This is a genomic window from Mesoterricola sp. JemC181 (assembly GCF_055384585.1).
Map to the genome: position 1 here is coordinate 3,630,607 of NZ_AP045076.1, position 21,693 is coordinate 3,652,299.

A 21,693-nucleotide genomic window follows, 5' to 3' on the forward strand; every position below is an offset into this window, starting at 1 on the left:
AACCAAGCGCGAGAAGGGCCCTCGAATGGCCAGGCTGTACCGACAGGATTGCCTCTAGAACTTCAGGACGAGGCCGAACCCGCTCCCGGAGCGGTCCAGCGCGATGGCCAGATCCTTGGAGATGCTGTCGGTGGGCACCTTCCAGGACTCCGCCGACGTGAAGGCCCGGAGGCCCAGCCAGCTCAGGGGGAAGTACCGCACGTCCGCCCCGACGTTGTGGTAGGTGGCGCCCTTGTAGCCCAGGTAGTGGTAGTAGCCCCGCAGGACCAGGCGGCCATCCAGGCCGTAGTAGCCCAGCGAAGGCCCCAGCTGCGGCATGGGGAGGCCGGACTTGAAGGAGGCGGTGGAGGTGACGCCCGTGAGGTAGCTCTTCCCGGTGGCGGTGAGATCCAGGGCGGTGCCCCGCACCCCCAGGTCCACCCCGATCCAGAACCCGGGCGTCCTCATGAACCGGATTGTCCAGTTGCCCGTGTAGTTGGTCATCTTCACCGTGGTGGCGACGGTGGCCTGGGCGTGCCAGGTCTCGCCGGAGATGGTGACGTCCCGGGAGATGAGGTTGGAACCCAGGTAGTCCTGGGATTCCGCGGACAGCTCGAGGCCGAAGCGGGGCCCCTGGTATTCCAGGCCCACGCCCACCTTGGTGGTGTCCTTGACCAGGGCCAGGTCCTTGATGATGTCGAAGTTGACCGGCTTGCCGTCCTGCTGGCCGGTGTAGCTGCCTTCCAGGGTGGGGGCCACGCGATGCACGTCCAGGTACCAGGACCCCCGGGACTGGGAAAAGGCGGGCAGCGACGCCAGGATGGCTGCCGTAAGGACCAGAGTCCGCATGTGACCTCCCTGGGAGCTACCCGAGCGTGATGACGCCGCCGTTGATGTTCACCGTGCCGTGGTCGAAGGTGGCCGTCACCGATTCCCGGGTCGCGGCTCCGGTCGTCCGGTTGTCCTGGATGACCAGCGTGCCGGTCACCGGGTAGGCGCCGCCCTTCACCCAGGTGAGCGGGGAGGCCGGGTCGATCTGGATGTTGACGTTGTCCCCGGCCGCGGAAGCCACGGCGAAGGTGCCCGAGAGGGTGAATCCGGCGGCCGTCGTGGTGCTCGCCAGGCTGCAGGTGAACGTCCAGACCTTGCTGTTGGCGGGGACCGCGGTGTCCGTCACCGTGATGTGGAAGCCGGGGTTCGAGGTCAGGGTGGCCGCGGCGCCGTTCACCACCGCGCCGAGGCTGCCCGTGTACACCCACTGCACCGCCTGGCTGCGGGTGTTGACGAGGGAGCCGAAGGTCTCGACGTAGGTGTGGGTGGTGCCCGACAGGGTATCGGCCAGGGTCAGGGTCCCGGCGAGGGTCCCCCCGCTTCCGGACTTGCACCCGGCCAGGGCGAGGGTGGCGGTGGTGCCGCTCACCGTGGGCGTGACGCAGGACGGGTAGGTGCCGCCCAGGACCCCGGGGAGGGTCGTCATGACATCCATGAATCCGAAGACCGAGACGCCCGCGGGCGAGCCCTTGATGGACTCGGTATCCGTGTTGTTCGTGTCGATCCTGGATTCCGTGGCGCACCCGAGCAGGACGGCGATCCCCACCGGAACCAGCAGCAACCGAATCTTCATGGCCACTCCAGAAAAAAGGAAACAGCACTCGTTTCCGTCAATGGCGGAAATGATATGCAATTCATGCCGTCCTGCAACCGTTGGCTATTTTTTCGCGTCGACCGACTTGTTGATCCAGTCCGCGAAAGGCGCGGCGGGAAGGTACCCGGGCTGCTGGGAGAGGACCTTGCCGTTCTCGTCCAGGATGAAGAGGGCTGGGAAGCCCTCCACCTTGTACGTGCTTTCAATGCCCTTATCGGCGGTGGGGGACCCGTCCTTGAGTTGCGTCTTGACGCTGAGGGGGACCACCCTGGCCAGGGCGTCCTCGGCCACCTTGGCGGGGAAGGTGTCGCGCTGGAGCTTGATGCACCAGCCGCACCACTCCGTCCACACGTCCATGAAGATGACCTTGTGCTCCTTCCGGGCCCGGGCCTGGGCCGCGGCGAGGTTGGTCTCCCACTTGACGCCCTTGGCCATGAGCGTGCCTGCGATGAGGAATGGGATCAGGACCAGCTTCATGGCGACCTCCTACGGTGTGTCCCACCTTACGTCAACATCCGCCTAACCGGAAGGGGAACCCGCCCGTAACCCCCTTCGACCGGCCACAACCCACCCGTCCCCTTCCCGGAGGCCCCATGAACAGTGTGTTCGCAACGCTCGCCCTCTCCACCCTCCTGGCCGGCTCCGCCATCGCCCAGGCCCCCAAGTTCATCGTCGTGGACGTCGTCAGCAAGTCCAGCCTCAACCACCACCGCGAGGACGGCCCCAAGGAGGTCCACGCCCGCATGCCCATCTCCCTGGCGAAGGGCGTCCTGGAAATGGCCAATTCCAGCGAAGTCAAGATCAACGGCAAGATGAAGAAGGACATCAAGATCGACCAGCTGATGGCCCTCCTGGAGAACGCCAGGTCCGGCGACATCCTCCTGGAGCTCACCACCGACAAGGGCGATCTGGTCAAGATCACCCTACAATAGCCGGATGCCCATAGCCGCCCAGACCCTCATCCGCGTCCGCTACGCCGAAACCGATGCCATGGGCATCGTCCACCACGCCGTCTATCCGGTGTGGATGGAGCTGGGCCGCTCCGACCTGCTCCGGCAGCTGGGCGACGGCTACGCCCAGTGGGAGGCCCAGGGCGTGCTCCTCTCGGTGAGCGGGATCAGCCTCACGTACCGGGCCCCGGCCCGGTACGACGAGCTGGTCACCGTCACCACGCGGGTCAGGGAGGCCGGGCGCAGGAAGCTGGTGTTCGGCTACGAGGTCACCCGCGACGGGGTGCGCCTCGCCGAGGGCGAGACCACCCACCTGGTCACGGGCCCCGACGGCAGGAACCGCACCCTCCCCGACGCGATGCTGGCCCTGGTGGCTTCCGCCCTATAAACTGGGCACATGAGCCTCAAGCCGATCTCCCTCCACAACACCCTGACCCGGAAGGTGGAACCGGTGGCGCCCCTGGAGCCGGGGGTCGTCACGCTGTACACCTGCGGCCCCACGGTCTACAATTTCGCCCACATCGGCAACCTGAGGACCTTCCTCTTCCAGGACCTCATGAAGCGCACCTTCCTGGCCGCGGGCTACCAGGTGCGCCACTGCATGAACATCACGGACGTCGAGGACAAGATCATCCGCGACTCCCAGAAGGACCTGGCCCCCGGCGCGGACAACGAGGCCCGCCACGCGGCCATGGCCCGGCTCACCGCCCACTACACGAAGGCCTTCCTGGAGGACCTCGCGGCGCTGCGGGTCATCGAGCCCACCTACACGCCCCGCGCCACCGACTACATCCCCCAGATGGTCGGCCTGATCCGGAGCCTGGAGGAGCGCGGCCTCGCCTACGTGCGGGACGGCTCGGTCTACTACCGCATCGCGGGCCTGGCCCACTACGGGTGCCTGGCCCACCTGGACCGGGAGGGCATGCAGGCCGGGACCTCCGTGGACGCCGACGAGTACGAGCGGGACTCCGTGCAGGACTTCGTGCTCTGGAAGGCCGCCAAGGAAGGCGAGCCCTGGTGGCCGAGCCCCTGGGGCCCCGGCAGGCCGGGCTGGCACATCGAGTGCTCGGCCATGGGCATCGAGCTCCTGGGCCCCCGGGTGGACATCCATTCGGGCGGCGTGGACCTGGTGTTCCCCCACCACGAGAACGAGATCGCCCAGAGCGAGGGCAGCCTGGGCCACCGCTGGGTCAACACCTGGGTGCACGGCGAGTTCCTCCTGGTGGAGAACGAGAAGATGTCCAAGAGCCTGGGCAACTTCTTCACGCTGCGGGACCTGGTGGCCAAGGGCTACGATCCCGCCACCTTCCGGTTCACCATCCAGTCCAACCACTACCGCAAGGTCCTGAACTTCTCCTTCGAGGGGCTCAAGGGCGCCGAGAACGCCCTGCGGCGGATCCGCCAGTTCCGCAAGCGCATGGAGGGCGACGGGACCCTGGCCGGCCAGGGCGCCATGAAGGAGGCCATCGACCCCGCCGCGCGCGTGGAGGCCGCCCGGGAGGGCTTCTGGGCCGGCATGGCCGACGACCTCAACGCCCCCGAGGCCCTGGCGGCGCTCTTCACCCTCATCACCGACATCAACGCCCAGGACGACCGGATCGCCCTGACGCGGGAGGAGCGGGACGCCGTGCTGGCCTTCCTGGACGAGACCAACGCCGTCTTCGCCTGCTGGCCCCACGAGGAGGAGGCGTCCCTGGACGCCGAGGTGGAGGCCCTCATCGAGCGCCGCCGGGAGGCCAAGGCCGCGAAGAACTGGGCCGAGTCCGACCGGGTCCGGGACGAGCTGAAGGCCCTGGGGATCCTCCTGGAGGACCGCAAGGACGGCACGGTGGGCTGGCGGTGGGCCTGAAGCCGCCCTTCTTGAACGGGCCGCCCGCCCCACTCAAACGGATCGAAGGGGCCCATCATTCCGGCAGGCGCGTTCCAGTTCCGCCGCCACCAGGTCCGGCTCCAGGTCCTCCAGGCACTGCCGCCGCCGGCACTGGCGCTCCCGGCAGGGCGAACACTCGATCCCCGTGCGCAGGACGGTGCCGGCCCCTGCGGGCAGCCCCGCCACCACGGGGTCCGATCCGCCGTAGACGCCCACGGACCGCACGCCGAGCACCACGGCGAGGTGCAGCAGCCCCGTGTCGGGCGCCACGACCCGGTCCGCCTGGCGCAGGGCGGCGGCCAGCTGCCACAGCGTCAGGGATGGCAGCGCTTCCACGCCCGTGGCCGCCGGAAGCCAGGCCCGCAGATCCTCCTCCTCCGGGCCCAGCGACCAGCGCAGCTGGTACCGGCCCTTGAGCCGATCCGCCAGGGCGATCCAGTGCCGCAAGGGCCAGCGCTTGATGGCGCCGCGGCGGGAGGCTCCGGGCACCAGCACGGCCCGGGGCCGGCCGTCGGCGGCCCACACCGGGCCCGGGTCCGGCAGGACGGCGTCGGCCAGGGCCGGGCGGAAGGTCCCGAGGCCCGGGACGCCCCGGCTGTCGCCGTAGGCCCCGGCGAGGCCCAGCGCCTGGGCGTAGCGGGTCTGGCGCAGGTACGGCAGGGGCCGCGTCTGCAGGAACCCCGCCCCCTCCCGGGCGAGCCCGTCCCCCCAGCGCTCGGGAATCTCCGCCAGCCAGGGCGGCAGGGCCGACTTCAGGATCCCGTGGAAGTCCAGGGCCACGTCGGCCCCGCGCAGTTCGCCGGCGACCCGCTTGAGCTCCCCCAGGGCCGTCAGGGGGCTGCCCAGCCTCCCCCGGCGCACCACCACCGGCTCCAGCCAGGGCATGGGCGTCAGCAGGAAGGCGTGGCGGTCCTCAATCACGGCCTGGAAACGGGCGCCGGGAAAGGCCTTCCCCAGGTTCGCCCAGGCGGGCAGGACCCTGAGCACGTCCCCCAGGGCTGAAAGGCGGAGCAATACGATGCGCATGGTGGCGATTCTACTACCTGCCGACTCCAGGCGGATGCTCGCCGACGGGACCTCCCCGCCGGCCGATTCCCTGGACGCGGCGGAGGAGCCCGGGCTTACTCTGGATCCACACCCTCCGGGAGCCGCCGTGTCCGAGATCAAAGCCTACCTCCAGTCCCTCCATCTGGCGCTGGCCGGGAGCGACCCCGCCCTGGTGCAGGACGCCCTGGCGGAGACCGAGGCGAGGTTCCGGAAGGAGCGGGAGCGCCTGGCCTGGGCCGAGCCGATGCTGTCGGGGCCCGAGGCCGTGGCCCGGATCCTGGCGTCCCTGGGATCCCCCGAGGAGCGGGCCGAGACCTACCGCCAGCGGGAGCGGGTGGTGGCCGAGGTCCTGGCGCCGGCCCCGTACGCCCCCCCCGCCGAACCCGGGGAGGAGCCCGCCCCCCCGAGACCCTGGCCCTCCTTTTTCGGCGTCTTCCTGGACCCCCGGGCCTACACCTCCCTGGTCTACCTCCTGATGGCCATGTTCACCGGCATCTTCTACTTCGTCTGGGCCGTCACGGGCCTCTCCATCTCCCTGGGGTTCATCATCCTCATCATCGGCCTGCCGCTCCTGGTGCTGTTCCTGGGCTCGGTGCGGGCCCTGGGCCTGGGCGAGGGGCGCCTGGTGGAGGCCATGCTGGACGTGAGGATGCCCCGCAGGCCCCCCCTCCTTCCCGAAGGGAAGACCTGGGGGGAGCGCCTCAAGGGCCTGTTCGTTGACTCATACACCTGGAAGTGCCTCATCTATCTCATCCTGCACCTGCCCCTGGGCATCCTGAGCTTCACGTTCGTCCTGCTGGGGCTCGCCTTCTCCCTGGCCATGGTGGCGGCCCCGGTGGGCCACTTCCTCCAGCAGTCGCCCATCGTGGTGTGCGGCTCCATGGAATACGACCTCCCCGGGTGGGCCCTCGCCCTCCTGCCCCTGGGCGGGATCCTGGGGCTGGCCGGCACGCTGCACCTGGCCCTGGGCCTGGGCCGGCTCCACGGAGCCATGGCCCGCGCGCTCCTGGTGCGGCGCTGAGGGGTTGCGCATTTGGTCATAGCTTTCCACCTTTGCAAAAAGGCCCCCTCGGCCTGACAATTGAAGGAACCATGAGAGGGCCCATCCACATGCGCATCCACACCGGCTTGGTACTTACGCTGCTCAGCACCCCCGTCCTTGTCGCCCAGGCGCCCGCCGCCCCGGCGAGCCTCGGCCAGCGCCTCGCAGCGGAAAGGCCTGAAATCAAGAAGCTTAACGACGCCTTTGAGTACGGCCAGGCCCAGGCCCGGGCCGAGGCCCTCATCCCCGCCGCCAAGCCCGCCTTCGACAAGTCCAGCGTCAACAACCTCCACACGAGCACCCGCACCTACGCGGACCTCTGCCAGGTCTACTTCCTGGCCTTCCAGGCGGCCGACAACAACGGCCAGTGGGAGAAGGGCCTGGACTACCTGAACAAGGCCCTGGAAACGGCCAAGGAGAACGTGGCCTCCGGCAAGGAGGGCCTCACCGAACAGCGCGACTACTGGAAGAAGAAGGCCGACGCCTACCAGGAGCTCATGAACAAGAACGCGGACGCCATCCGTCTGCTCAAGGCCAAGACCAAGCTCGAGGACTACGAGGAAGGCACCATGGCCACCGTGAAGTCCTGGGACAAGGAGAAGGCCGACGGCGAGAAGTGGAGCCAGTTCTTCCAGTACGACCTCGACCTGGCCACCCGCAACGTGGACGACTTCCAGAAGTTCGTCGACCTCCAGGCCAAGAAGATCAAGGACCAGCAGGCCGACATCGACACCTACAAGGGCCACCCCGGCGACAAGGAGAAGTGGGCCGAGGCCGTGGCCTCCAGCAAGGCCTACCTGGACTCCTTCGCCGAGAAGGCCGACAAGGTCGCCTTCCTGCACCGCCTGAAGGTCCTGGCCCCCGACAACCGCAAGGTCCAGAACGCCCTCGACGTGTCCCTGGGCCGGGCCCTGCCCGACAAGCCCGCCCCCGCCAAGAAGAAGAAGTAGCCCTTCCGGACCCCTGGGGCCACCCCGGCGTGACAGCCGGGGTGGCCCCAAGTGTTAGTCTTGGGGAATGGCACATCGCAAAAATCAAGGCCCGCCCCGCTCCTTCTCCCCCCGCCCCCCCCGGCCCAACCGCCCCGACCGCCCGACGCCACCCGCCCCCGGGTCCTCGGCCCGGCTCTCGGAGACCTTCGAGGCCACCTACCTCGGCCACCCCGAGGGCACCAGCGGGTTCCTGCGCCCCCTCGGCGCCACCCGCGGCCAGCGCCTCGACCTGCTCGTGGACTGGCGCGAGGGCCACGGCGCCATCCACGGCGACAAGGTCCAGGCCGAGATCACCGGCACCACCTACGACGGCCGCCCCAAGGCCAAGGTCGTGCGCGTCATCTCCCGCAACCCCGATCCCATCCCGGCCCACCTGCAGAAGCAGGAGTGGGGCTGGCGCGCCATCCCCCTCGAGCCCCGCCTCTCCCAGATCGTCAGCGTCCCCCCCACGGACCTGGCCGGCGACGGCGACCTGGTCAGCGTCCTGCTGGATCCGGACCCCGGCGCCCAGCAGATCAAGGGCGTGGTGAAGGCCCGCCTGGGCCGCCCCACCGACCTGCGCATCGAGAACAAGCTCACCGCCGCCCTCTACAACCTGCGCACCGAGTTCCCCGACGAGGTGATGGAGGAGCTGGCCCCCTTCCCCACCTCCATCCCCGAGGCGTGGATCCAGGGCCGCGAGGACCTGCGCGAACTCCTCACCGTCACGGTGGATCCCCCCACCGCCAAGGACTTCGACGACGCCATCAGCCTGGAGGTCCTGCCGGCCAGCGAGGACGGGGGCTGGCTCCTGGGCGTGCACATCGCCGACGTGAGCCACTACGTGGCCGAGGGCGGCCCCCTGGACAAGGAGGCCCTCCTTCGGGGCACCTCGGTCTACTTCCCCGACCAGTGCATCCCCATGCTCCCCGAGCGCCTCTCGGGCGAACTGTGCAGCCTGCGGGAAGGCGTGGACCGCCTCACCATGACCGCCTGGATCACCCTGGACGAGGACCTCCAGGTGCGGGAGACGCGCCTGACGGAATCCGTCATCCGGTCCCGCAAGCGCCTCACCTACGACGAGGTCAAGGAGGGCTGCATCGACAACGCCCAGGCCCGGCGCCGTGACATGGGCCGGGACGTGGCGGAGATGCTCGACGAGGCCCTCCGGGTGTCGCGCTCCCTTACGGCAAAGCGCCTGGGCCGCGGCGCCCTGAACCTGGACACGGACGAGACCGAGTTCGTCTTCGGGGAGGACGGCCGCCCCGTGGACGCCCGCCGCTACGCCCACCACGACGCCCACCGCATGATCGAGGAGTTCATGCTGCTGGCCAACGAGGCCGTTGCGACGTTCTTCACCCGCCGCAAGATCGCCACCATCTACCGCGTGCACGACGTGCCCGACCCCCTCAAGCTGGAGGCCTTCAAGGAAGTGGCCGCGGCCTTCGGGCTGCTGCGCCCCTACGATCCGGCCACCCCCGAGGTGCTCAACGCGATGCTGGACAAGATCCGCGGCGGGCCCCTGGAGGCCATGCTCAACACCCTCCTGGTGCGCAGCCTCAAGAAGGCCGAGTACAGCGCCGACAACATCGGCCACTCGGGCCTGGCCCTCCAGGACTACCTGCACTTCACCAGCCCCATCCGCCGCTACCCCGACCTCGCCGTCCACCGCGAGCTGCGCAAGGTGCTCCAGAAGAAGCCCCTGCCCGACGGCCTCCACAGCATCCTGGCCGTGGTCGCCAAGCAGTGCAGCGACACCGAGCAGGGCGCCACCGAGGCCGAGCGCGAGAACGACAAGTGGAAGACCTGCCTGCTCATGCGCACCCGCATCGGACAGCGCTTCGAGGGCCGGATCCAGGGCTTCTCCCTGAAGGCCGCCTTCGTGCGGCTCGACAGCCCCTTCGTGGAGGTGGGCGTCCCCCTGGGCGCCCTGGGCGGCGCGTTCGCCGTGGACGAGAACCGCACCAAGGCCTCCACCGCGGGATCGGGCGTCGTGCTGACCATCGGCGACGCCGTGAAGGTGGAGATCACCGGCGTGGACGAGGACCTGCGCCGGGTATCGGCCTGGGTTGTTGAAGCCAAGGCCAAGGACGGCAAGGGCAAGGCCGTCACCTTCGTGCCCAGCCTCGCCGCCCCCGCCCACCTGCGTGAGGCCGACTTCGTCCGGGAGCCCGCGCCCCCCCGGGGCCGGCCGCCCAAGTCGGTGCGCCAGGCCGCGGTCCCAGACCGCAAGGCCCGCCCGGAGGGCGCCAAGCCCTACGTGCGCCCGGGCCGCCCCGGCGGCGCCCAGGCCCGTCCCAAGGCCCCCAAGGGCAGCGTGCGCGGCCCCGCCCGCCGCAAGAAGGTCTAGGCCGTGGCGGTGCCCACCACCATCTGCCTCGGCGTGGATCCCGGCTCCCTGGCCTGCGGCTTCGCCGTGGTGAGCCGGTGCGGTTCCCGCCTGGAGCTGGTGGAGGCCGGCGTCATCCGCTCCCAGCGGGGCGCCGACTTCGACAAGCGGATCCTGGGCATCCACCTCAAGCTCGCCGAGGTCATCGAACGCACCCGGCCCCACTTCATGGCCGTGGAGTCCCCCTTCGTGGAGAAGAACGCCGCCACCGCGATCAAGCTGGGCCAGATCCGCGGCGGCATCCTCCTCACCGCCGGCCTCCACGGCCTGCCCGTGGGGGACTACAACCCCATGCAGGTGAAGAAGGCCGTCAGCGGCTACGGCTGGGCCGACAAGACCCAGGTGGGCAAGATGGTCATGGTGCTGCTCAGCCTGAAGGAGCCCCTCCAGGCCGATGCCGCCGACGCCGCGGCCGTGGCCATCGGCCATCTCATGGCGACGCGGGCGCCGGGCAAATAGGCCGGGTTGCTATCATGGACGGATCCCCGAATGAACGAGGTCCATCCATGCTCCGGTTCCTCCTGTCCGCCCTTCTCCTGGCGGGTCCCGTCCTCGCGCAGGCCCCGCCCCTGGTCGAATTCGACAAGCTCACGGTCCTGCGCCGGCCGCCGTCCCCGCCCTATCCGCCGATCGCCAGGATCGCGCAGGTCCAGGGCCGGGTCGTGCTCTCCGTGACGATCGGCCCCACCGGCCTTCCCGAGGCGGCTCAACCCGTCTCCGGCCCCGCGCTGCTCCGGGCCGCGTCGGTGGCCGACGCCCTGCAGTGGACCTTCGCCCCTGTCCAGATCGAGGGAAGGCCCGCGCGGGTCCGCACCACCTTCGCGATGCCCTACACCCTGAAGGACGCGCCGCAGCCCGCGCGGGAGACCGGAGGCGGGCGGATCGTGGTCCAGCTCGGCCTGATCCCCTCGCCGCTCAACGTGCCCGTGGACCTTCCGGCCCTGGAATGGGAAGTGCTCGGCCGCCTCACCCGGGCCGGGCTGCAGGTGGCGGATCCGGCCGCCGCCGATCCCGGCGAGGCCCTCCACCTCCAGCTGAACCTCCAGGCCGCGCGGACTCCGGACGCGATCCAGCTCCTCAACCTCCAGGCCCGGTGCTCCCTGCTCGCGGACCGGGACCTCGCGCGGAACACACCCGGGGAGGCCCAGCGGATCTGGTTCGACAGCCACGTCTCCGGAAGGGTGGAGAAGGTGGACTTCCAGGACGAGATCGCCCGGGCCTTCAGGGAGAGCCTCGACACGCTCCTCGGTGGACCCGAGGCTCCCGCCCCCCTGCCCGAATCGAACACGAGGACCGTCGAATTCAAGCAGATGAAGATCCGCTACCAGCCGCCCGCGCCGCCCTACCCCGCCCTGGCGCGGGAGCGCCGGGTGGAAGGGGTGGTCGTCGTCCACATCATGGTGGATCCTGCCGGAAGGCCGACCCGGGCGGAGGCCCTGACCGGCCCCCCCGAACTCATCATGACGGCGGTCCGCTACGCCCTCCAGTGGCGGTTCGATCCGGCCCTGCTCGACGGGGTCCCGCAGGCGGCGCGCTTCAAGCTGACCCTGCCGTTCCGCCTGGGGGCCCTCTAGGAGAAGAAGGCCGGGAGCCGCTACCATGGATTCCATCCCCCCATGATGAGGTCCTTGATGAACAGGCTTGCCCTCCTGCCGGCGTTTGTCCTGGCAGGCCCCTTTGCCACCGCCCAGACGGCGCCCATCCAGGTCGAGTTCTCCACGCTCAGAGTTCTCAGCGAGCCCCCGGCCCCGGCCTACCCGACCCTCGCCACGATGGCCCGGGTCCAGGGAACGGTGGTCCTCGGGGTGACGATCGGGCCCAATGGACGGCCGGAGCAGACGGACTTCATCGAAGGCCCGGCCTTGCTGCGCGCTGCGGCGGAGGCCGATATCGTGCGCTGGGTCTTCGCCCCCGTGCTGGTCGGCGGCAGCCCCGTCCGGGTGCGGACCCTCTTCGCCGTGCCGTTCGCCCTCGATGGCGCCGGCGCACCGGAGCCGGGGAGGGGGATCGACCAGGTGGTCCTCCAGTGCGTCCTGGCCCCGACCATCGAAGCCGCCCCCATGGACCTGGGGATCCTCGAACTGGAAGCCCGCGCTGGCCTCGCCAGGGCCGGCCTGAGGGTGGTGGATCCGGCCACCGCCGATCCCGCCAGGACGCTCTTCATCAAGCTCACGCTCCAGGCCGAGCGGACCTACGACGGCCTGGCCTGCCATGACGTGTCGCTGCGTTCGTCCCTGCTTGCGGACCGCGGGACGGTGCAGAACGAGCCCGGGCGGCCCCAGAAGGTCATGTACTGCCATTTCACGAGCGGCAGGAAGGGCACCGCCGGCTTCCAGGAGGATCTCTGCAGGACGGTCCGGCAGGCCATGTTCGATCTCCTGATCTTCCCGGCGGCCCCGGAAACGGAACAGGACCGGGCCCTCCGCGCCGCCCTTGCGGGCCCCGGCCTCGACGCCAAGGGCCGCCCGATGGAGGTCGACTTCACGAAGGTCAAGGTCCGGCAGCAGCCCGCGCCGCCGTCCTACCCGTGGCATGCCTCGGCGAACGGGATCGATGGGGACGTCCTGCTCCTGATCACGGTCGACCCCGAAGGCCGGCCGACCCGGGCCGAAGCGCTCAGCGGCCCTCCGGAGCTCTACATGACGGCCATCCGCTACGCTTTGAAATGGGAGTTCGAGCCCGCCCTGCTCAATGGGGTGCCGCAGACGGCGCGGTTCAGGCTGAGGCTGCCCTTCCGGTTCCGCATGGGCGCGCTGCCGCCGCCCAGGGGGCGGCGGTAGCGCCGTAGGGCCTCCGTCACTCGTACCGCAGCGCCTCGATGGGATCCAGCTTCGCGGCCTTGTTGGCCGGGTAGAGCCCGAATCCCATGCCCACGGCCGCCGGCACCAGCAGCGCCGACAGGAAGGCCCACGCGGGCACGCCGCCCATGTGCTTCATCAGCACCTGGCTCAGCACCGCCCCGAAGACCATGCCCAGCACCGTGCCGATGATGCCGCCGGCCACGCACAGCAGCGTGGCCTCGATGAGGAACTGGAAGAGGATGTTCCGCCTGCGCGCGCCCAGGGCCTTGCGCACGCCGATCTCCCGGGTGCGCTCCGTCACGCTCACCAGCATGATGTTCATCACGCCGATGCCGCCCACCAGGAGGCTGATGCCCACCATGGCGCCGCTGGCGGTCATGAGGGTCTTGCCGATCTTCTCCACCTGGGCCACGGCCTTCTCGTTGCTCTCGAGCATGAAGTTGTCCGCGTCGTCCCCCCGCAGGCCGCGGATGCGGCGCAGGCCCTGGCGCAGGGTGTTCTCGGCCTCCTTCACGGGAACCTTCGCATCCACCTGGAGGCGCCAGAAGGGGCTGTCGAAGGCGCCGGGGCGGGCCAGCTCCCGCAGGCTCCCGAAGGGCACGAAGAACATGCCGTCGGGGCCCCACATGGCGGAATCCTCGTCCTCGCCCCCGCTGGGCATGAAGGGGATCTCCCCGTGCTTCTTCAGGATGCCCACCAGCTCCACCGTCTGGCCCGCGACGGTGAAGTGCTTGCCCACGGAATGCTCGCCCAGGCCCAGGTCCTCGGCGATGGTGGCGCCCAGGATGGCCAAGGGGGCCCGGGTCGTGCGGTCCGTGGCGGTGAAGTTGCGGCCGCAGGCCAGCTCGCGGTTGGAGAGGTCCAGGCCGTTCTCGTCCACGGCGGTGAGGTAGGTCACGCGCCGCGTGACGCTGCCGGCCTTGACCACCATCTGGGGACTGAAGATGGTGGACTGGGGGCTGGCCACCAGGATCTGGGGCATGAGCTCGCGCAGCTCCCGGATGGTCTGGTGGTCCATGGGCATGCGCCGGATCTTGGCGGTCTTGAAGCGGGAGTAGGGCACCCAGGAGCCGATGAAGAAGGTGTGGGTCCCCTCCTGCTTCACGTCGGACATGATGCGGCCTTCCAGGCCCTTGGTCAGGTTCACGACGGTGATGACGGACCCCACCCCGATGATGATGCCCAGGGTGGTGAGCATGCTGCGCATGCGGTGCGCCCATATGCTGGCGACGGCGGTGCGGAAGGTCTCCTGGAAGCGGGTCCAGCCGTTCACGGCTTGTCCTTCCTGATCTTCACGGCCACGCCGTCGGCGAGGGTGGCGAGCTGCTTGGTGGGGCCGGAGATCACCACGTCCCCCTCCTGGAGGCCGGTGAGCACTTCGGCGGCGCGCCGGGTGGTGAGGCCGGTGGTGATGCTGCGTTCGGCGGCCTTGCCGTCCCTGACGACGAAGACGACGCTGCGGTTGCCGGTGAGAAGCCCCAGGCCCCCCGCCTTGGCCTCGCGGTCCTGGATGGCCGCCAGGGACACCGAAAGCACGTCCTTGTGCTCGGCGGTGAGCACGGCGACCCGGGCGCTCATGCCGGGACGCAGCGAGGCGCGCTCCTGGGCGGAACCGTCCAGGATGATGCGCACCTTGTAGCTCTGGGCCTCCTGGGAATTGGAGGTGCTCGACCCCGCGGGCCGGTCCGTGCTGCTGGCCACGGTGAGCACCTTGCCCTGGAAGACCTTGCCGGGCAGGGCGTCCACGGTGACCTCCGCGGGCTGGCCCACGGCGACCTTCACCACGTCCAGTTCCCCGACGCGGATCTCGGCCATCATCTCCGACAGGTCCGAGATGACCATCATCACGGCCCCGGCCAGGTTGGTGGTGCCGGCGATGGCGGTCTCGCCCTTCTCGGCCTTGAGGCCCGTCACCTGCCCGGACATGGTGGCGCGGATGACGGTCTTGCTGAGGTCGTCCTGGGCGATGGCGGTCTGGGCCTCGGACTGCTGCACCGCCACCCGGGCCCGCTCCAGCGTGGTGGCCGCGGTGTCCCGCGCCAGCTTCACCTGCTGGAACTCCTCCAGGGACGTCAGCCCGGCCTTGTTCAGGCGCTCCTGGCGCACGAAGGTCTGGTCCTGCTTGGAGAAGGTGGCCTGGGCGATCTCCAGGTCCTTGCGCGCCATGCGCAGGCCCATCTCCGACTGGTTCAGGGCCTGCTTGTAGCGCTCCTGGTCCAGCGTCACCAGCAGGTCGCCGGCCTTCACCCACTGGCCGTCGGAGACGTGGATCTCCTTGATGGCCGCGGTCACCTGCACGCCGACGTTGACCCGGGTCTTGGCCTGCACCTCGCCGTTGGCCGCCACGCTGTCCCGCAGGGGCTGGCGCTTGACCGGCTCCGTGGTGAATTCAGGCGTGCCCGGACCTCCGCGCAGACCCACCCATCCGATGGAGGCGAGCACCCCCAGCGAACCGATACCGATGAACAACCAGGTGCGTAGGCGCGGCATGGCTTCCCTTCGTGTGGAAAAATGCGATCAGGTGGATGGCCTGATCCTACCACGATAGGGGGCCCTGCTGAACCGGGCAACGGTTCGGAAAATCAAGCAGGGCGCGGCGCGTCAGTGCTTGGTGAACTGGAAATAGAGGTATGAAAAGGTGTAAATCATGCTGACGATGAGGCTGAGGATGGCGATGATCTCCATGGCGGGTGCTCCTGGCGAAAGGATAACCCTTGTCCCCTGAAGGTGCCGTCAAGGTTTCGTATACGAACGGGCGGCCGTCTCACTTCCCCAGGCCCAGCCCCTTCCGCGCGAGCCCCTTCCCGTGGGCGCCCGCGAACCACGCCGGGTAGGGCGCGTCGCCCCGGGCGGCGAACCACAGGAGCCGGTTCAGCTCGTCGTCGGGCACGGTATCGGGGCGCGAGAAATCCAGGAGCGCGCCCGTCCGCCGCGGGTTCACTTCATCCAGGGGCACACGGCTGGGCAGCGCGGTGTAGGGCGTGAAGTCGGGCCTGCGGGTGAAGCAGCCCTCCATCGTCGGCGCCGCGCCGTCCAGGCGCGTCATGGGGGGCAGCCCCAGCATGCGCTCCATGGTGTGCAGCACGGAGCCCTGGTTGTAGAACCGGCTCACCACGCGGCCCCGCAGCGTGTAGGGGCTCACCACCAGGCACAGGGAGCGGTGCCCGTCCACGTGGTCGAAACCGTCCTGCGGATCGTCCTCGTTCACGAAGATGCAGGTGTCCTTCCAGAAGCGGCTGTGGGAGATGGCTTCCACCAGCCGCCCCAGGGCCAGGTCGTTGTCGGCCAGGTGGGCCCTGGGCGTGGGCGCGCCCGGCGTGAGGCCGCGGGTGTGGTCCTGGGGCAGGTACACCACCACCAGGTCCTGCCAGGCGCCCTTGCGTTCGCATTCCCGGAATTCGGCCAGGAAGCGCTCCACGCGCACCACGTCGGGAATGCGCGTATTCCAGCCGGGGTAGTCCGGGGCCGTGTGGCGGCGCAGGGATTCCGTGGGCATCGAGGGGCGGAAGCCCACCTTGCGCGTGCCCCCGAGGTGGTCCGCGTACACGTCCTGCCAGGTGGCCAGGGGCGGCTCCAGCGTGGTGAAGTCGAACTCGCCGAAATTCCGGAAGGACCTCCCCCGCAGCAGGGCGCTGTCCCAGAGGAACGGCGTGGGCGCGAAGGCCAGCGGATCCGTGCCCAGGTCGTAGCTGCGCGTCCAGTCCCCCGCGGTCTTCTCGGTGTAGGCCGTGGTGATCCCCTGCGTGGCCCACTGGTGCCCGTCGGCCGAGACCACGCCGTTGCAGTAGTAGTTGTCCAGCAGCACGAACTGCTCGGCCAGGGCGTGGTGGTTGGGCGTGACCTCCCGCGGGTAGATGCAGAGCGACGGATCCCCGTCGCCCTGGGGCAGGTCGCCGAAAACCTGGTCGTAGGTGCGGTTCTCCTTGATCACGTACACCACGTGCCGGAAGACCGAGGGCTCCCCGGCGCGCCGGGGCACGGGCACGGGCCCGCGCGAACCCTTGCGGGCCGGCAGCATGGCCTCCAGGGAGCGGGGCACCTGGGCCAGGTCCGTCGCGCGCCGCGTGAGGGTTCGCAGGGCCCCATCCGCGGGGATCGCGACGCGCTGGAGCGTCCCCTGCTCGCTGCGCACGCTCCAGCCCTTGGCGCCGGGCCGGCCCTCCCGGGAGCCCAGTCCCCTGGCGCTGCCGATGTAGAGCCGGCCGTCCCCCGCCGCCACGCAGGAGGGGAACCATCCCGCGGGGACGAACCCCGCGCAGGCCCCGCCCCGGATCACGCCCACCGCGTTGGTGCCCCCGCTGGCGGCGAAGAGCGTCCCGTCCCGGGGGTCCCGGGCCAGGGCGTTGACGATGCTTCCGAAGGGCAGTCCCGGATCCGGCGTCACGGGCACGGTGCGGATCACGCGCAGGTCCGCCGCCGCCAGGACCGTGACGGAATCGGAATTCGCGTTGGCCACCGAAAGAGAGCCGCCCTCCAGCAGCACCTGGCAGGGATGAAGCCCCACCTCGGCCTCGCCCGTGACCGCGCCGCGCGCCAGGTCCACCCTGGATACGGTCCCCGCCAGGGGCCGGTCCCCCTCGTCCACCGCCACCGGGGACCCCGCGGAGGCCATGGTCCGCTGCCCCGGCGCGGGCCTTCGGCCGCCCCAGTTCGCCACGAAGGCGGTGGCTCCGTCCGCCGACAGGGCCACTCCGCAGGGCGCCACGCCCACCGGGATCCGCGCCAGTTCGCTGCCCGCGGCCAGATCCAAAACAGCCACCGCATTCTCCCGCCCCAGGGCCACCACGGCCCGCGTCCCCGCCAGCGCCACGCCGCAGGGATACGCCGACTTCCCGTCCCTGGCGGCAAGCGCGATCCGCCGCCCCCAGGCCCAGACCCCCGCCGCGCCCGGGGCCGCCTCCAGGAGCCCCGCCTTCCCCGTCGTGACCCACACCCGCCCCCCGTCCACCGCCAGCCCGTGCATGGAGGCGCTGTCCCCCCTGCCCCAGGCCAGGCTCTGGCGCACCCGCCAGCCCCCCGTGTCCACCACCAGGAGCCCCCGGTCCGTCTTCACGAACAGGGTCGCCCCGTCCTCCGACAACGCCATGTCGATGGCCCGCCCCGGGAACGTCAGCACGTCCCCCGCCGGCTCCACCCACTGCCCCGTGGCCACCCTCACCCCCCGGGCGCCGCGGGCCCCCACGGGGGGTTCCCCCGCCCACAGCGCCGCCAGGGAAAGGGCCAGGGAAAGCGCGAGCCGCTTGGGCATGGGGACACCTCGAACTGGAGCGTTGATTTCTTCCAGCGTCCCCCAACCCCCCTCCCCGCGCAACACCTCAGCCGCCCCTGGGCCGCGGCGCCCTTTCCCGCTATCCTGGTTGAAACGCCCGCCGGCGTGGCGAAATGGCAGACGCGACAGACTCAAAATCTGTTCTCTTCGGGGGTGCCGGTTCGATCCCGGCCGCCGGCACCAGTAGTTCTAGGCCCCATCAACTGATGGGGCCTTTCTTGTGCGGGGACACTCAGGGGACACTTTCGCTTTTTTGCCCCGGGCCGAACTAGGCCTTACCTGGTTGTTCCATCAATCCACCAGCGTCCACGACAGCCCACTCAGGGAAAGCCAAGAACTGGCGTTGGCATAGCCCCCGGCAATTTCGTTGATGCTCACGACGCCATCCGTCCCGACGCTGACAGGGATGGCCGCCTGGGTGGCCCCGTTGTAGCCCTGGGTCAGGAATCGCTTGGTGGTGTTGGGCCGGGCCCAGAGCGGCAGGGTCATCAGGACGTTGCTGGTGCCCGGCTTGATCAAGCCTCGGAGGAACACCCGGCCACCCTCCCCTCCGCCTCATCGAGGGCGAAACCGCGGTCTTCCCCACGCCCCGCTACTGCGCCACGTGCGGGGGCAGCGGGGCGGGCCGTTCCGAGCGCGCCAGCCTGGAGCACTCCGGCTGGACCGAGCACTACCCCAACTGCGAGGACAGCGCGGGAACCCTGGGGCCGGCCCGGGCGGTCCGGCGGTACCAGTACGTCCAGCACCCGAAAGCGGCGTGACCATGGAGATGAATGAGGTTTACACCCTCTTAGCGACAACCCTCTTGGGAGCAGCCTTCTTGGCGACAACCTTCTTGGGAGCAGCCTTCTTGGCGACAACCTTCTTGGGTGCAGCCTTCTTTGCGACAACCTTCTTGGGTGCAGCCTTCTTTGCGACGGCCTTCTTGGGTGCAGCCTTCTTTGCGACGGCCTTCTTGGGTGCAGCCTTCTTTGCGACGGCCTTCTCGAAGGCATTGAGTTTCTTACTCATTTCTTCAAGCATTCGAACTTTTTTGGGAGTCGCTCTATTAGAGGTCCTTGCCCGCCGTACCGCGTCTTCAATGAGATCCATGTCTGGGTTGAGCTTTAGGCACTCAGCAATCGCCACATCAATTTCCTTGTCACTCGCGCCTCGCTTCCGCAGAAAATTAACGAGTTTAACCAACGCTTCAATCATTTTCACGGTGATAGATCCACCTGTGATGAGTTCACCAACCGTAATGGCCATATCAATCGGCATCTCTACTCCTGGGGTTATGAGCACGAGGTTACCCCTGAATATCAAGCATGTCCAGCCTCGCCCCGAAAGGAACCACTCGATGAACGACCAAGAAAAAGCCCTGGTGAAATCCCTGGTGGAAGCCCTGGAGGGCATGAAGCCCAGCCGCTACGAGAAGCCCATCGACGGATCGGGCTGCTTCACGGTCGAAACCATCCCCGCGCATTTCGGGGAGCGGGACCGGAACGTCCTGGAGGCCGGGAAACGGTTCCTCTCCACGGGAGAACTCCCGGTGATCCATGTGCCGAGAACCCTGGGCGTGATCCGGTGCCCGGAATGTTCTCTTTCCAGGGAGGGGTGGCAAGACTCGGACGGCTTCGGCTACTTCACGGGGTTGCGAGACCACCTGAAAAACATCCACGGGCACGACAAGAAGTCCGCCAACAAAATCACTCACGCCACCCATCCCCTCGTGGGTCGGGTGTAGCTGTCCAGGCTCTACCCTGGGACTGAGGGCGCCATAATTGAAAAATTCTGGAATTAACCACCACGAGGTTAGGTAGCTCAATGCGAAGTGCCACCATCCGGGATCTCTTGTTTGAGGAAAGTGCTCGGCTCGTCCGAAGTGAGGGCGTTCAGGAAGTCCCTCATCTCAATAGCCTTGTCGTAGTGGAGGTCAAAGATCAGCCACCCCAATCCGCGATTTCGGATCCTAAGTCGAAGCTTGGAATCGCCTGGAGCGGCATAGAGCATCATGGGGGCTCCATCCTCGATCAGAATTTCCGCATCACTCGCCGTGGAACCAAGGGTAGGGAATGTGTCCCCAACAGCAGGGGACATTTGGCTTCGAGCGACGGCGAGCCTTGAAATGAGGGTTTGGAGCTCATAGGCGTCCATAACTTCATCTATTACGACCTTTGCTCTTGTTTTCCCCTCCTGAATCTCTACCTTCCCAGTCTTTTCCATGGGGCCCCTTCTTTTCGCCACTCAAAGTATCTGGTTCAGAAGCTACTTCTTGCTTGGAGGAGGAAGGGTCATGAAAACCCAACGGCCTCCCAACAACTGGACCATCCAGAAAACTCCATCAGACCGTTTTGCAATCCACACGCTGTCTGACCAATGCTCTCGAAGTTCCCAGGTTCCGTCCTTGAGTTCGATGGTCTGCCCGACTGCGAACTTTTCCATCTCAACCTCCTGGACCAATCATCCCCCCAAACCTCCCTTTCCTGGTAGACCATGACCCTCCCCGTCACCCTCCGCATCGAGCTCCTCCGGGAATTGTTGCCGGAGGGCTATGTCATCGCCACCCAGGCGGAACTCACCCGGGCCACCGGGGCGGACTTGCTGACGGAGAAGGAGGTGGCCGCCGAGTTGCACGTGTCCATTGCCACCTTAAGGAAGTAGCGAACAACCGGGGAGGGGCCGGCCTTTGTGAAAGACCCTGGTTTCCGAGCGCCGCAGTATCGGAGGTCCGACCTGGAGGAATGGAAGGCCAGGCTGAAGGGATGGCGGTCTTCTTGCGAGATCAAGGCAGGATGATCGGGGCCTCGCGACAGAGTCTGCCGATTGACATAGAGTCTCAAGGACCGATACTCCCAATGCAGTCCAAGCAGCGGGCCAACGTCCCGCAGATCTAGCCCCCATACATGGGGGCTTTCTGTTTCTGGCCAGACTTGGAGCCAGGAAGATTGTGGGCAAGCCATGGGCGAGAGAACCGATAAGAGACGGCCCGTAATGCCCACCCGCTGCGCCTGGTGCAGGCTCGTCCGGGCCGAGAATGCATGGATTCCGGAGCGAAGATCTCTTTCCGCATGCGACTACACCCACGGCATCTGTGAGATGTGCTCTGCGCTGCTGATGGCCCAGGCCCTTTTCAGCGAGACAAGTGCCCCTCAATGGGCCCACCTCAACGGTGTTGGAACATCTTCTGGCCATGGTCCGGAGTAGGATGGTGGACCAAGGACAGGAACAGCGCATGGCAGGCATGGATATATAGGAGGCCCGCCGGCTCGAGCGTGAGATCGGGGAGCTGCAGCACCAGATCGAATCCCTGGCCAGGATCGTCTCTGCCCTGGTCCAGCGGATCCCGGAGCCGGAGCAGTCGGAGATCTTGCGCCTGGTAACAGACGGACCCAACGGGCCTCCACTGGGATCCTGATCGTTTGCCAGCCTGGGACTCGGACCCTGGACCATGGAGGGTGGTAAAAATTGTCCGCCCTGGGATTCTCTCCGGGAGTAGCATGGCCTCATCCAATCACTAGGAGGTCCCGTGGACGTGGCAACCAAGCTGCAAGTCCTCCAGGTAGCTGTGCACATTCCAGGAAGCCGGGTGCCCGTTGAAGACAAAGTAAAGGCTGTCCTGGCGATGCTGGACAATCCAAACCTGTGGCCCGTCGAACCAAAGCCGGTGGCGCTCAGCCAGAACTTCCCCCGGTAAGTCCCACGCGGGGCGAAAACTAACTCAACCGGGCCCCTTCCCTCCCAGGAGGAG

The 21,693-nt window shown here is 68.2% G+C and carries 23 protein-coding genes and 1 tRNA gene; 13 read left to right on the forward strand and 11 right to left on the reverse strand.

What is annotated here, in order from left to right; translation table 11 throughout:
• Positions 1 to 54 precede the first annotated feature (54 nt).
• From ACZ5MC_RS16050 to ACZ5MC_RS16060, 3 genes are all read right to left on the reverse strand, one after another.
• Positions 55 to 828 carry a hypothetical protein gene (locus ACZ5MC_RS16050; protein WP_464516244.1) on the reverse strand — a complete coding sequence of 258 codons (774 nt, stop codon included), beginning with the start codon at positions 826 to 828 and terminating at the stop codon, positions 55 to 57.
• A gap of 16 nt (positions 829 to 844) precedes the next feature.
• A complete protein-coding gene (locus tag ACZ5MC_RS16055; RefSeq protein ID WP_464516245.1) occupies positions 845 to 1,603 on the reverse strand; it encodes a hypothetical protein in 759 nt (252 codons plus the stop codon).
• Positions 1,604 to 1,687: 84 nt separating this feature from the next.
• Entirely contained in the window at positions 1,688 to 2,101 is a 414-nt protein-coding gene (locus ACZ5MC_RS16060) for a thioredoxin family protein (protein WP_464516246.1), read from the reverse strand.
• 116 nt (positions 2,102 to 2,217) lie between these two features.
• Here ACZ5MC_RS16060 and ACZ5MC_RS16065 point away from each other — a divergent pair, with 116 nt between their 5' ends.
• Genes ACZ5MC_RS16065 through cysS form a run of 3 tightly spaced genes read left to right on the forward strand, consistent with a single transcriptional unit; the run spans position 2,218 to position 4,423 of the window.
• Positions 2,218 to 2,556 (forward strand): hypothetical protein, encoded by a 339-nt coding sequence (locus ACZ5MC_RS16065; protein ID WP_306601491.1) that lies wholly within the window; start codon positions 2,218 to 2,220, stop codon positions 2,554 to 2,556.
• Between the two features lie 4 nt (positions 2,557 to 2,560).
• A complete protein-coding gene (locus tag ACZ5MC_RS16070) occupies positions 2,561 to 2,962 on the forward strand; it encodes an acyl-CoA thioesterase (RefSeq protein WP_306601492.1) in 402 nt (133 codons plus the stop codon).
• Between the two features lie 9 nt (positions 2,963 to 2,971).
• Complete coding sequence (cysS, locus tag ACZ5MC_RS16075; RefSeq protein WP_464516247.1) at positions 2,972 to 4,423, forward strand: cysteine--tRNA ligase; 1,452 nt, start codon at positions 2,972 to 2,974, stop codon at positions 4,421 to 4,423.
• A gap of 33 nt (positions 4,424 to 4,456) precedes the next feature.
• Here the strand turns inward: cysS and ACZ5MC_RS16080 are convergent, their stop codons facing one another.
• Complete coding sequence (locus tag ACZ5MC_RS16080; protein WP_464516248.1) at positions 4,457 to 5,470, reverse strand: glycosyltransferase family 9 protein; 1,014 nt, start codon at positions 5,468 to 5,470, stop codon at positions 4,457 to 4,459.
• 127 nt (positions 5,471 to 5,597) lie between these two features.
• Here ACZ5MC_RS16080 and ACZ5MC_RS16085 point away from each other — a divergent pair, with 127 nt between their 5' ends.
• The 6 genes from ACZ5MC_RS16085 (at position 5,598) to ACZ5MC_RS16110 (ending at position 12,673) form a co-directional block, all read left to right on the forward strand.
• The gene (locus ACZ5MC_RS16085) at positions 5,598 to 6,512 is read left to right on the forward strand and encodes a sensor domain-containing protein (RefSeq protein ID WP_306601495.1); all 915 of its coding nucleotides are present in this window, start codon (positions 5,598 to 5,600) and stop codon (positions 6,510 to 6,512) included.
• A gap of 71 nt (positions 6,513 to 6,583) precedes the next feature.
• A complete protein-coding gene (locus tag ACZ5MC_RS16090) occupies positions 6,584 to 7,483 on the forward strand; it encodes a hypothetical protein (protein WP_306601496.1) in 900 nt (299 codons plus the stop codon).
• Between the two features lie 67 nt (positions 7,484 to 7,550).
• Positions 7,551 to 9,854, forward strand: coding sequence for a ribonuclease R family protein (locus ACZ5MC_RS16095; RefSeq protein WP_464516249.1), 2,304 nt, complete (start codon positions 7,551 to 7,553; stop codon positions 9,852 to 9,854).
• Positions 9,855 to 9,857: 3 nt separating this feature from the next.
• Entirely contained in the window at positions 9,858 to 10,352 is a 495-nt protein-coding gene (gene ruvC, locus ACZ5MC_RS16100) for a crossover junction endodeoxyribonuclease RuvC (protein WP_464516250.1), read from the forward strand.
• 47 nt (positions 10,353 to 10,399) lie between these two features.
• Positions 10,400 to 11,467, forward strand: a complete 1,068-nt coding sequence (locus ACZ5MC_RS16105; protein WP_464516251.1) for a TonB family protein — start codon at positions 10,400 to 10,402, stop codon at positions 11,465 to 11,467.
• A gap of 57 nt (positions 11,468 to 11,524) precedes the next feature.
• Complete coding sequence (locus ACZ5MC_RS16110) at positions 11,525 to 12,673, forward strand: energy transducer TonB (RefSeq protein ID WP_464516252.1); 1,149 nt, start codon at positions 11,525 to 11,527, stop codon at positions 12,671 to 12,673.
• 16 nt (positions 12,674 to 12,689) lie between these two features.
• On the opposite strand, the gene ACZ5MC_RS16115 is transcribed toward ACZ5MC_RS16110, so the two are convergent.
• The 3 genes from ACZ5MC_RS16115 to ACZ5MC_RS16125 all read right to left on the reverse strand — a co-directional run bounded on the left by ACZ5MC_RS16115 (position 12,690) and on the right by ACZ5MC_RS16125 (position 17,942).
• Entirely contained in the window at positions 12,690 to 13,967 is a 1,278-nt protein-coding gene (locus ACZ5MC_RS16115; RefSeq protein WP_306601500.1) for an ABC transporter permease, read from the reverse strand.
• Positions 13,964 to 15,184, reverse strand: a complete 1,221-nt coding sequence (locus tag ACZ5MC_RS16120) for an efflux RND transporter periplasmic adaptor subunit (protein ID WP_464516253.1) — start codon at positions 15,182 to 15,184, stop codon at positions 13,964 to 13,966. The genes ACZ5MC_RS16115 and ACZ5MC_RS16120 overlap by 4 nt, the downstream gene beginning before the upstream one ends.
• 274 nt (positions 15,185 to 15,458) lie before the next feature.
• Positions 15,459 to 17,942, reverse strand: coding sequence for a bifunctional YncE family protein/alkaline phosphatase family protein (locus tag ACZ5MC_RS16125; RefSeq protein ID WP_464516254.1), 2,484 nt, complete (start codon positions 17,940 to 17,942; stop codon positions 15,459 to 15,461).
• Positions 17,943 to 18,062: 120 nt separating this feature from the next.
• Between ACZ5MC_RS16125 and ACZ5MC_RS16130 the strand changes: the two genes are divergently transcribed.
• Positions 18,063 to 18,146 (forward strand) — tRNA-Leu (locus ACZ5MC_RS16130).
• A gap of 108 nt (positions 18,147 to 18,254) precedes the next feature.
• On the opposite strand, the gene ACZ5MC_RS16135 is transcribed toward ACZ5MC_RS16130, so the two are convergent.
• Positions 18,255 to 18,482 (reverse strand): hypothetical protein, encoded by a 228-nt coding sequence (locus ACZ5MC_RS16135; RefSeq protein ID WP_464516255.1) that lies wholly within the window; start codon positions 18,480 to 18,482, stop codon positions 18,255 to 18,257.
• 261 nt (positions 18,483 to 18,743) lie between these two features.
• The gene (locus ACZ5MC_RS16140; protein WP_464516256.1) at positions 18,744 to 19,223 is read right to left on the reverse strand and encodes a hypothetical protein; all 480 of its coding nucleotides are present in this window, start codon (positions 19,221 to 19,223) and stop codon (positions 18,744 to 18,746) included.
• A gap of 79 nt (positions 19,224 to 19,302) precedes the next feature.
• Between ACZ5MC_RS16140 and ACZ5MC_RS16145 the strand changes: the two genes are divergently transcribed.
• A complete protein-coding gene (locus ACZ5MC_RS16145; RefSeq protein WP_464516257.1) occupies positions 19,303 to 19,689 on the forward strand; it encodes a hypothetical protein in 387 nt (128 codons plus the stop codon).
• A 77-nt stretch (positions 19,690 to 19,766) separates the two neighbouring features.
• Here the strand turns inward: ACZ5MC_RS16145 and ACZ5MC_RS16150 are convergent, their stop codons facing one another.
• Together ACZ5MC_RS16150 and ACZ5MC_RS16155 are read right to left on the reverse strand one after the other, a co-directional pair.
• Positions 19,767 to 20,168: a hypothetical protein gene (locus tag ACZ5MC_RS16150; RefSeq protein ID WP_464516258.1), complete on the reverse strand. Its 402-nt coding sequence runs from the start codon at positions 20,166 to 20,168 to the stop codon at positions 19,767 to 19,769.
• Between the two features lie 42 nt (positions 20,169 to 20,210).
• Positions 20,211 to 20,387, reverse strand: coding sequence for a hypothetical protein (locus tag ACZ5MC_RS16155; RefSeq protein ID WP_464516259.1), 177 nt, complete (start codon positions 20,385 to 20,387; stop codon positions 20,211 to 20,213).
• Between the two features lie 51 nt (positions 20,388 to 20,438).
• Between ACZ5MC_RS16155 and ACZ5MC_RS16160 the strand changes: the two genes are divergently transcribed.
• Together ACZ5MC_RS16160 and ACZ5MC_RS16165 are read left to right on the forward strand one after the other, a co-directional pair.
• A complete protein-coding gene (locus ACZ5MC_RS16160; protein ID WP_464516260.1) occupies positions 20,439 to 20,606 on the forward strand; it encodes a hypothetical protein in 168 nt (55 codons plus the stop codon).
• Positions 20,607 to 21,471: 865 nt separating this feature from the next.
• Positions 21,472 to 21,639: a hypothetical protein gene (locus tag ACZ5MC_RS16165; RefSeq protein ID WP_464516261.1), complete on the forward strand. Its 168-nt coding sequence runs from the start codon at positions 21,472 to 21,474 to the stop codon at positions 21,637 to 21,639.
• Positions 21,640 to 21,693 lie beyond the last annotated feature (54 nt).

What these genes read in the sequence shown, in the direction of transcription:
- ACZ5MC_RS16080 (WP_464516248.1), bottom strand. Translation starts at nt 5,470, where the DNA reads ATGCGCATCGTATTGCTCCGCCTTTCAGCCCTGGGGGACGTGCTCAGG.
- ACZ5MC_RS16155 (WP_464516259.1), bottom strand. Translation starts at nt 20,387, where the DNA reads ATGGAAAAGTTCGCAGTCGGGCAGACCATCGAACTCAAGGACGGAACC.
- ACZ5MC_RS16060 (WP_464516246.1), bottom strand. Translation starts at nt 2,101, where the DNA reads ATGAAGCTGGTCCTGATCCCATTCCTCATCGCAGGCACGCTCATGGCC.
- ACZ5MC_RS16095 (WP_464516249.1), top strand. Translation starts at nt 7,551, where the DNA reads ATGGCACATCGCAAAAATCAAGGCCCGCCCCGCTCCTTCTCCCCCCGC.
- ACZ5MC_RS16050 (WP_464516244.1), bottom strand. Translation starts at nt 828, where the DNA reads ATGCGGACTCTGGTCCTTACGGCAGCCATCCTGGCGTCGCTGCCCGCC.
- ACZ5MC_RS16145 (WP_464516257.1), top strand. Translation starts at nt 19,303, where the DNA reads ATGAACGACCAAGAAAAAGCCCTGGTGAAATCCCTGGTGGAAGCCCTG.
- ACZ5MC_RS16140 (WP_464516256.1), bottom strand. Translation starts at nt 19,223, where the DNA reads ATGCCGATTGATATGGCCATTACGGTTGGTGAACTCATCACAGGTGGA.
- ACZ5MC_RS16055 (WP_464516245.1), bottom strand. Translation starts at nt 1,603, where the DNA reads ATGAAGATTCGGTTGCTGCTGGTTCCGGTGGGGATCGCCGTCCTGCTC.
- ACZ5MC_RS16070 (WP_306601492.1), top strand. Translation starts at nt 2,561, where the DNA reads ATGCCCATAGCCGCCCAGACCCTCATCCGCGTCCGCTACGCCGAAACC.
- ACZ5MC_RS16160 (WP_464516260.1), top strand. Translation starts at nt 20,439, where the DNA reads ATGACCCTCCCCGTCACCCTCCGCATCGAGCTCCTCCGGGAATTGTTG.
- ACZ5MC_RS16105 (WP_464516251.1), top strand. Translation starts at nt 10,400, where the DNA reads ATGCTCCGGTTCCTCCTGTCCGCCCTTCTCCTGGCGGGTCCCGTCCTC.
- ACZ5MC_RS16125 (WP_464516254.1), bottom strand. Translation starts at nt 17,942, where the DNA reads ATGCCCAAGCGGCTCGCGCTTTCCCTGGCCCTTTCCCTGGCGGCGCTG.
- ACZ5MC_RS16150 (WP_464516258.1), bottom strand. Translation starts at nt 20,168, where the DNA reads ATGGAAAAGACTGGGAAGGTAGAGATTCAGGAGGGGAAAACAAGAGCA.
- ACZ5MC_RS16065 (WP_306601491.1), top strand. Translation starts at nt 2,218, where the DNA reads ATGAACAGTGTGTTCGCAACGCTCGCCCTCTCCACCCTCCTGGCCGGC.
- ACZ5MC_RS16120 (WP_464516253.1), bottom strand. Translation starts at nt 15,184, where the DNA reads ATGCCGCGCCTACGCACCTGGTTGTTCATCGGTATCGGTTCGCTGGGG.
- cysS (WP_464516247.1), top strand. Translation starts at nt 2,972, where the DNA reads ATGAGCCTCAAGCCGATCTCCCTCCACAACACCCTGACCCGGAAGGTG.
- ACZ5MC_RS16090 (WP_306601496.1), top strand. Translation starts at nt 6,584, where the DNA reads ATGAGAGGGCCCATCCACATGCGCATCCACACCGGCTTGGTACTTACG.
- ACZ5MC_RS16110 (WP_464516252.1), top strand. Translation starts at nt 11,525, where the DNA reads ATGAACAGGCTTGCCCTCCTGCCGGCGTTTGTCCTGGCAGGCCCCTTT.